The sequence below is a fragment of the Streptomyces sp. NPDC056480 genome, assembly GCF_042795405.1.
GTDB lineage: Bacteria > Actinomycetota > Actinomycetes > Streptomycetales > Streptomycetaceae > Streptomyces.
Genome location: NZ_JBHTSA010000120.1, coordinates 16,644 through 23,179 on the forward strand (window position 1 = coordinate 16,644; position 6,536 = coordinate 23,179).

Annotated in this window: 6 protein-coding genes and 1 pseudogene; 4 read left to right on the plus strand and 3 right to left on the minus strand. The window is 73.0% G+C overall.

Going from position 1 to position 6,536, the window contains the following annotated elements:
• Window positions 1-281 (minus strand): annotated as a pseudogene (locus ACFQ79_RS33740) (ABC transporter substrate-binding protein); the annotation flags it as partial.
• Window positions 282-419: 138 nt separating this feature from the next.
• Here ACFQ79_RS33740 and ACFQ79_RS33745 point away from each other — a divergent pair.
• The 3 genes from ACFQ79_RS33745 to ACFQ79_RS33755 all read left to right on the plus strand — a co-directional run bounded on the left by ACFQ79_RS33745 (window position 420) and on the right by ACFQ79_RS33755 (window position 4,521).
• Window positions 420-1,862: an HtaA domain-containing protein gene (locus ACFQ79_RS33745; RefSeq protein ID WP_383590512.1), complete on the plus strand. Its 1,443-nt coding sequence runs from the start codon at window positions 420-422 to the stop codon at window positions 1,860-1,862.
• A 174-nt stretch (window positions 1,863-2,036) separates the two neighbouring features.
• The gene (locus ACFQ79_RS33750; protein WP_383590514.1) at window positions 2,037-3,719 is read left to right on the plus strand and encodes an HtaA domain-containing protein; all 1,683 of its coding nucleotides are present in this window, start codon (window positions 2,037-2,039) and stop codon (window positions 3,717-3,719) included.
• Window positions 3,720-3,840: 121 nt separating this feature from the next.
• On the plus strand, window positions 3,841-4,521 hold the full coding sequence (locus ACFQ79_RS33755) for a PhzF family phenazine biosynthesis protein (protein ID WP_383590516.1): 681 nt from the start codon (window positions 3,841-3,843) through the stop codon (window positions 4,519-4,521).
• 43 nt (window positions 4,522-4,564) lie between these two features.
• Here the strand turns inward: ACFQ79_RS33755 and ACFQ79_RS33760 are convergent, their stop codons facing one another.
• Window positions 4,565-5,215, minus strand: a complete 651-nt coding sequence (locus ACFQ79_RS33760; protein ID WP_266965423.1) for a heme oxygenase (biliverdin-producing) — start codon at window positions 5,213-5,215, stop codon at window positions 4,565-4,567.
• Window positions 5,216-5,330: 115 nt separating this feature from the next.
• Entirely contained in the window at window positions 5,331-6,188 is an 858-nt protein-coding gene (gene map, locus ACFQ79_RS33765) for a type I methionyl aminopeptidase (protein WP_383590518.1), read from the minus strand.
• A gap of 61 nt (window positions 6,189-6,249) precedes the next feature.
• On the opposite strand from map, the gene ACFQ79_RS33770 reads away from it, so the two are divergent.
• The gene (locus ACFQ79_RS33770) at window positions 6,250-6,489 is read left to right on the plus strand and encodes a hypothetical protein (protein WP_383590519.1); all 240 of its coding nucleotides are present in this window, start codon (window positions 6,250-6,252) and stop codon (window positions 6,487-6,489) included.
• The last annotated feature ends 47 nt before the right edge of the window (window positions 6,490-6,536 follow it).

A 6,536-nucleotide genomic window follows, 5' to 3' on the forward strand; every position in this document is an offset into this window, starting at 1 on the left:
ACTATCTCGTTGAGGGAGCCGCGGCGCGGCACTATCGGGTGGGTGGTGGTGACGGTGACGGTGCGACCGTCGGCCGTGGGGACGGTGACGGTAACCCGGGGCGCGACCGGGACGGCGAGCGGCTCGACCCGGTCGCGGGCTGCGGTGGACGCACCGGTGGTGGACGGACTGCTTCCGCTTCCGCTTCCGGTGCCGTCGCCACCTGTGTCACCGCAGCCGGTCGCCATGAGGGCGAGGGCGAGCACTGCTGTCAGCGCTCCCGCGAGGCGAGTTCTGCGCACCGGGCACCGTCCTGTCGTTCGTTCCGCTTCGTACTGCAGTGGTTCTGGTCCGACGAGTTCCTCGCCGGGGGATTCCAGCCGAGGCTCGATGTAGCTTAGGTTAGCCTTACCTCACTCGCCAGCCCTCGGAGGGGTTCCATGATGCTGTCCAGACCCGCCCGCGCGCTCGCCGTGGCCCTGTTCGCGGCCCTGATCGCCGCCCTCGTCCCGGCCGGCGCGGCCCGCGCGGAGAGCCGCACGGTGCAGGGCGGACGGCTCGACTGGGGCATCAAGTCCTCCTTCCAGAGCTATGTCACCGGGCCCATCGCCCAGGGCGGTTGGGGCCTCACCGGCGGAGCCGCCACCCTCGGCGGAAGCCAGTTCCGCTTCCACTCCGCGCAGGGCTCGTACGACCCGGAGACCGGCGCCTTCGAAGCCGCCTTCTCCGGCGGCGTCCACTTCACCGGCCACCGCAAGGCGGACGGCACGAACGAGCTCGACCTCACCATCAGCCGTCCCCGGATCCGGATCCAGGGCGGCGGCGGCACCCTCTACGCCGACATGACGAGCAAGGCCAAGGGCAGCGGCCGCGTGACCACCTCGTCTCAGGTGCCGCTCGCCACCCTCGGCCTCGGCGGCATCGACATGCGCGGCGGGGGCAGCCCCGTCTCGCTCGACGGCGTGCCCGCCACGCTCACCGCGCAGGGCGCCTCCGCCTTCGCCGGCTACTACCCGGCCGGCACCGCGCTCGACCCCGTCAGCCTCACCGTCGACGTACGGACGCCCGACAGGTCCGCACCGACCGGCCGGCCGACGACGAAGCCCCCCACGGGGCCGTCGCCCACGGCGAGTTCCACCGGCGAGCCCTCGCGCACGGGCACCGTCAGGACCGCCGCCGTCGACTGGGGCGTGCGCCGCACCTTCCGCGAGTACGTCACCGGGGCCATCGCCCAGGGGAAGTGGACCCTCGCCGACGGTGCCCAGGACGGCGGCGCGCTCTTCCGCTTCCCCGAGGGCAAGGGCACGTACGACCCGCAGAAGGGCACCCTCGACGCCGCGTTCGCGGGCAGCGTCCGCTTCGCGGGAGCCCACCTCGACCTCACGCTCGGCAAGGTCACCGTGAAGGTGAGCGGCGGCACCGGCACCCTCGGCGCCGACGTCACCAGCGCAGGGAAGACCGAGAAGGCCGTCCCCCTCGTCACCTTCGCCGCCCGCGACCTCACCCCGGAGAACGGCCTCGCCGTCGTCACCGAGGCACCCGCCACCCTCACCGAGGGCGGCGCCAAGGCCTTCGGCGGGATGTACAGGGCCGGGACCGCGATGGACCCGGTGTCCCTGGCCGTCGCCGTCGACACCACGGCCCGGCTGCCCGCGCTCCCGGACCTCGGGAGCGATGCGAAGCCCACCCCGTCGGCCACCCCGTCGACGACCAAGGCACCGTCCGCCTCGGCCGCCCCGGCACCCGCCGCGGCCTCCTCCTCGGCCTCCTCTTCCTCCACCGGCCTGTACGTCGCGATCGGCGCGGGCGTGCTGCTCGCCGCCGCGCTCGCGGTCTTCGTCGCCGTACGCCGTCGCCGCACCGGCGGCACTCCCACGGCCTGACGTCCCACGGCCTGACGTCCCACGGCCTGACGTCCCACGGCCTGACATTCCGCGGCCTGACGTCCCGCGGCCCAGCCACGGCGTCCCCGCCGCACCGTCCGAGCCCCACCGCCTGAATTCCCCCCGCGCGCACCCCCCCTTCGCGCCCCGCGTCCCACCTAGGAGAACCCCGTCATGCCCACCCCCTTGCGCCACCGATCCGTCACCCTGGCCGCCGCCGTCGCCACGGCCGCCGCCCTCGGCACGGGCGCCGTCGCCCTCGCGCTCCCCGCGGCGGCCGACACCGCGCCCCCGATGACGCTCAGCGACGGCACGCTGGACTGGGGCATCAAGCAGTCCTTCCGTACGTACCTGGCCGGCGGCTTCGCCCAGGGCAAGACCACTCTTGAGGGCGGCGCCGAGCAGGCCGCGAACAACGGCGTGTTCACGTTCGTCGACGGCACCGGCACCTACGACACGACCACGCACGCCACCGCCAACTCCTTCAAGGGCGGCGTCCGCTTCGAGGCCCACCACGGCGCCCTCGACATCCGGATCTCCGACGTCCGGCTCTCGACGAAGGGCACGGCCGCGCCCACCGGCGAGATCACCGCCGACGTCGTCACCAAGGAGAAGGACGGCTCCGTCTCCACCCGCTCCGACATCGCCATCGCCGCGCTCGACATGACCGGCGTCCGGCCGTCCCAGGGCGCGGGCGGCACCATGACGTTCAAGGACATACCGGCCAAGCTGACGAAGGACGGCTCGGCGGCCTTCGCGGGCTTCTACAAGGAGGGCGACGAGCTCGACGCCGCCACCCTCACGGTGAAGGCGGGCAGCCGGCCGACGACCGCGCCGCCGACGACCGCGCCGCCCACGACGGAGCCGCCGACCACCGCCCCGACCACGACGGCCCCGACGACCGCCCCGACCAGCACGGCGCCCACCAGCCCGGCCCCGACCACCACCGCGCCCACCGGCCCCGGCCCGACCAGCACCGAGCCGACCGCCCCGGGCACGACCGACCCCGCCACGACCGCGCCGACGCCCACGGCCCCGACGGCCACGGCGCCGGCCGGCGCCCCCTCCGGCGTCGTCGACGGCAAGCTGACCTGGGGCGTGAAGCAGAGCTGGCAGAGGTACGTCGGCGAGATGTGCGGCGGCTCGGTCACCGCCTCCGGCGGCGCGAGGAAGCAGGGCACGTCCTACGCGTTCGGCTTCGAGAAGGCCGACCTCGACGCCCAGGCCCGCAAGGCCGATGCCGCCTTCTCCGGCAAGCTCGCCTTCGTCTGCGCCGCCCACGACATCGACTGGACCATCAGCGACGTGAAGGTGAAGGCGACCGGCTCCACCGGCACCCTCACCGCCGACGTCACCAGCGCCCGGGGCGCCCAGAACGACGTGGCCTTCGCCGGCCTCGACCTGTCGAAGGCCGACTGGTCGGCGAACGACGGGGTCGTCACCCTCGCGAACGTTCCGGCCCGGCTGACGGCGGCCGGCTCCGCGACGTTCGCCGCCCCCGGCGGCCAGGGCGGCTACCCGACCGGCACCGAGATGGACCCGCTGACCCTCACCCTCTCGCTCGACGAGGACGCCACCCTTCCCTCGACCTCCGGCGGGACCGGCGGCTCCGGCTCCACCGGCAGCAGCAGCGGCGGCGGCGGCCAGGCCGGCGGCTCGTCCACCACGGGCGGCGGCGGGACGGTCGGCGGTGCCGGCACGGTCGGCGGCGCGGGCTCCGTGGGCGGCTCCGGCTCGCTCGCCGCGACCGGCTCGGGCGCCCCGACCGGCCTCCTGCTCGGCGCCTCGGGCGCCCTCGCCGCGGCCGGAGCGGCCGTGGTCGTCATCGCCGCACGACGCCGCGCCACGGAGTCCTGACCCGGCACCACGCCCCCGGGGCATCCACCGAGAACAGCCACCCCCCCCAGAAGAGGCAGGACCGCACCCGATTCCCGGGTGCGGTCCTGTCGGCGCGCCGCGAAATGGTTCAATTTCCGCCATGAACACGACCGTGCCCAGCGCCGCCTCCGACATCGACGTCCTCCGGGTCTTCTGCGCGGCAGACGGCCGGCACGGCAACGCCCTCGGAGTCGTACGGGACGCACGTACCCACCCCGACGAGGCCTCCCGGCAGGCGCTCGCCAAGGAGCTCGGCTTCAGCGAGACGGTGTTCGTGGACGACCCGGAGCGCGGGATCGTCGACATCTACACCCCCGGCGTGCGGCTGCCCTTCGCCGGGCACCCGCTGGTCGGCGCCGCCTGGCTGCTCGACCTGGAGGTCATCTGTCCGCCCGCGGGCGAGGTGTGGGTGCGCGGCGACGGGGAGTTCACCTGGATCGAGGCGCGCGCCGAGTGGGCGCCGCCGCGGACCCTGCGCCAGTACGGCTCCGCCGCCGAGGTGGAGGCGCTCGACGTGCCCGAACCGGGGGACTGGATCTACGCCTGGGCCTGGGAGGAGGAGGCCGCGGGCCGGATCAGGGCGCGGGCGTTCCCTGGGCGGGGCGACGGCATCGACGAGGACGAGGCGACCGGCGCGGCGGCGCTGCTGCTCACGGCGGAGCTGGGACGGGCCCTGAACATCACGCAGGGCCGGGGTTCGCAGCTGCTCACTGCCCCCGGCCCTGACGGCATCGTGGAACTCGGCGGACGGGTCCGCCTGGAGGGAACGCTCACGCTCTGAGGCGCCCGAGCGGTCCCGTGAGGGGCCCGAGGCCCCCGCGGGGTCACGCGCTGAGGGAGAACTCCCCGCCCAGCTGCTGGAAGACCGCGCTGTTGAAGGCGAACGCGCGCTTGCACTCGTCGACGATCCGCTGCTTCTCCAGGTCGTCGGCGTTCACCCCGTCGAGCAGCTCCCGGTACGCCCGCTTGAACGCGGCCGGGTTGGAGATCGTGTCGAACACGTAGAAGCGGACGCCGTCGCCCTTGCGCGCGAAGCCCCAGGTGCGCTCCGCCTTGTCGCGGATGATCTGACCGCCCGACAGGTCGCCCAGGTAGCGCGTGTAGTGGTGGGCCACGTACCCCGCGGGCCAGTCGCGGGCGCACTCGGCGACCCGCTCGGCGTACGCCACCGTGGCGGGCAGCGGGGAGACCCCGGCGCGCCAGTCGGGGCCCCGCAGATGGGCGAGGTCCTGCTCCAGGGCGGTCGTGCGGAACAGTTCGGGCTGTATGAAGGGCCCCGCGACGGGGTCCGAGCGCAGGGCCTCCGCGCCGTCCTCCAGGGCGCGGTACACGAACCAGAGCTGCTCGGTGTAGCGCGCGTAGGCGTCGACGCCCAGGCGTCCGCCCAGCAGGTCGCCCATGAAGGACGACGTCTCCGCCTCCGTGTGCTGCTCGTGCGAGGCGGTACGGATGAGCGTGGAGAAGGGCGTGTCCAAGGCGTGCCTCCGGGACCGATGGGACGGGAACCAGTGACGATCCTGCCAAGTTAGGCATACCTAAGTCAACTGGTTCCCGACGTCCTGTCGGTAAAAGCTCTACCCATTCGAACGGCTAGGGCAACGTCAGGATCTCCGCCCCGGTCTCCGTGACGACGAGCGTGTGCTCGAACTGTGCGGTCCGCTTCCGGTCCTTGGTCACGACCGTCCAGCCGTCGTCCCACATGTCGTAGTCGTGGGTGCCGAGCGTCAGCATCGGCTCGATGGTGAAGGTCATGCCGGTCTTGATCTCGGTGGTGTGGTGGGGCGAGTCGTAGTGCGGGACGATCAGGCCGGAGTGGAAGGACGAGTTGATGCCGTGCCCGGTGAAGTCACGGACGACGCCGTAGCCGAAGCGCTTGGCGTACGACTCGATGACCCGGCCGATGATGTTGATCTGGCGGCCCGGCCTGACCGCCTTGATGGCCCGGTTCAGGGACTCCCGGGTCCGCTCCACGAGCAGTCGCGACTCCTCGTCGACGTCGCCGCAGAGATAGGTGGCGTTGTTGTCGCCGTGGACGCCGTTGATGTACGCCGTGACGTCGAGGTTCACGATGTCGCCGTCCCGCAGGACGGTGGAGTCCGGGATGCCGTGACAGATGACCTCGTTGATCGAGGCGCACAGCGACTTCGGGAACCCGCGGTAGCCGAGGGTGGACGGGTAGGCGCCGTGGTCGCACATGTACTCGTGCGCGACCCGGTCGAGCTCGTCGGTGGTGACACCCGGGGCGATGTGCTTGGCGGCCTCCTCCATCGCCTGCGCGGCGATGCGGCCGGCGATCCGCATCCGCTCGATGGTGTCGGAATCCTGCACCTCGGGCCCGCTGTACGGGGTCGGGGCGGGCTTCCCGACGTACTCGGGGCGGCGGATGGAGCCCGGAACGGAACGATGGGGGGAGAGCTCCCCCGGGACGAGAAGCGACTGGCCAGACATGCCAGCGAGTCTAACGACCGGGTCTGGGGCAGCATGGTCTCGGAGGAAGGAGCCGACGACGATGGCTTTGTTCAAGAAGCGCACCGTGGGCAAACCGGGCGAATGGTACTACTGCCTGGAGCACAAGAAGGTCGAAGAGGGCCCCGAGTGCCCGGCGAAGAACCGCTTCGGCCCGTACGCCACCCGCGAGGAGGCCGCCCACGCGCTGGAGACCGCCCGCGAGCGGAACCTGGAGTGGGAGACCGACCCGCGCTGGCACGACAAGGCGGGGAAGCCGGAGGCGCAGGAGCCGCCGGACTGAGGGCCTCGCCCGTCCGGCCACCCGGAGGCGGCCGGGACCGTTCACAC

Bases quoted from the DNA above. Each gene is read 5' to 3' on its own strand.
- ACFQ79_RS33770 (WP_383590519.1), top strand. From the start codon at position 6,250: ATGGCTTTGTTCAAGAAGCGCACCGTGGGCAAACCGGGCGAATGGTAC.
- ACFQ79_RS33755 (WP_383590516.1), top strand. From the start codon at position 3,841: ATGAACACGACCGTGCCCAGCGCCGCCTCCGACATCGACGTCCTCCGG.
- ACFQ79_RS33745 (WP_383590512.1), top strand. From the start codon at position 420: ATGATGCTGTCCAGACCCGCCCGCGCGCTCGCCGTGGCCCTGTTCGCG.
- ACFQ79_RS33750 (WP_383590514.1), top strand. From the start codon at position 2,037: ATGCCCACCCCCTTGCGCCACCGATCCGTCACCCTGGCCGCCGCCGTC.
- map (WP_383590518.1), bottom strand. From the start codon at position 6,188: ATGTCTGGCCAGTCGCTTCTCGTCCCGGGGGAGCTCTCCCCCCATCGT.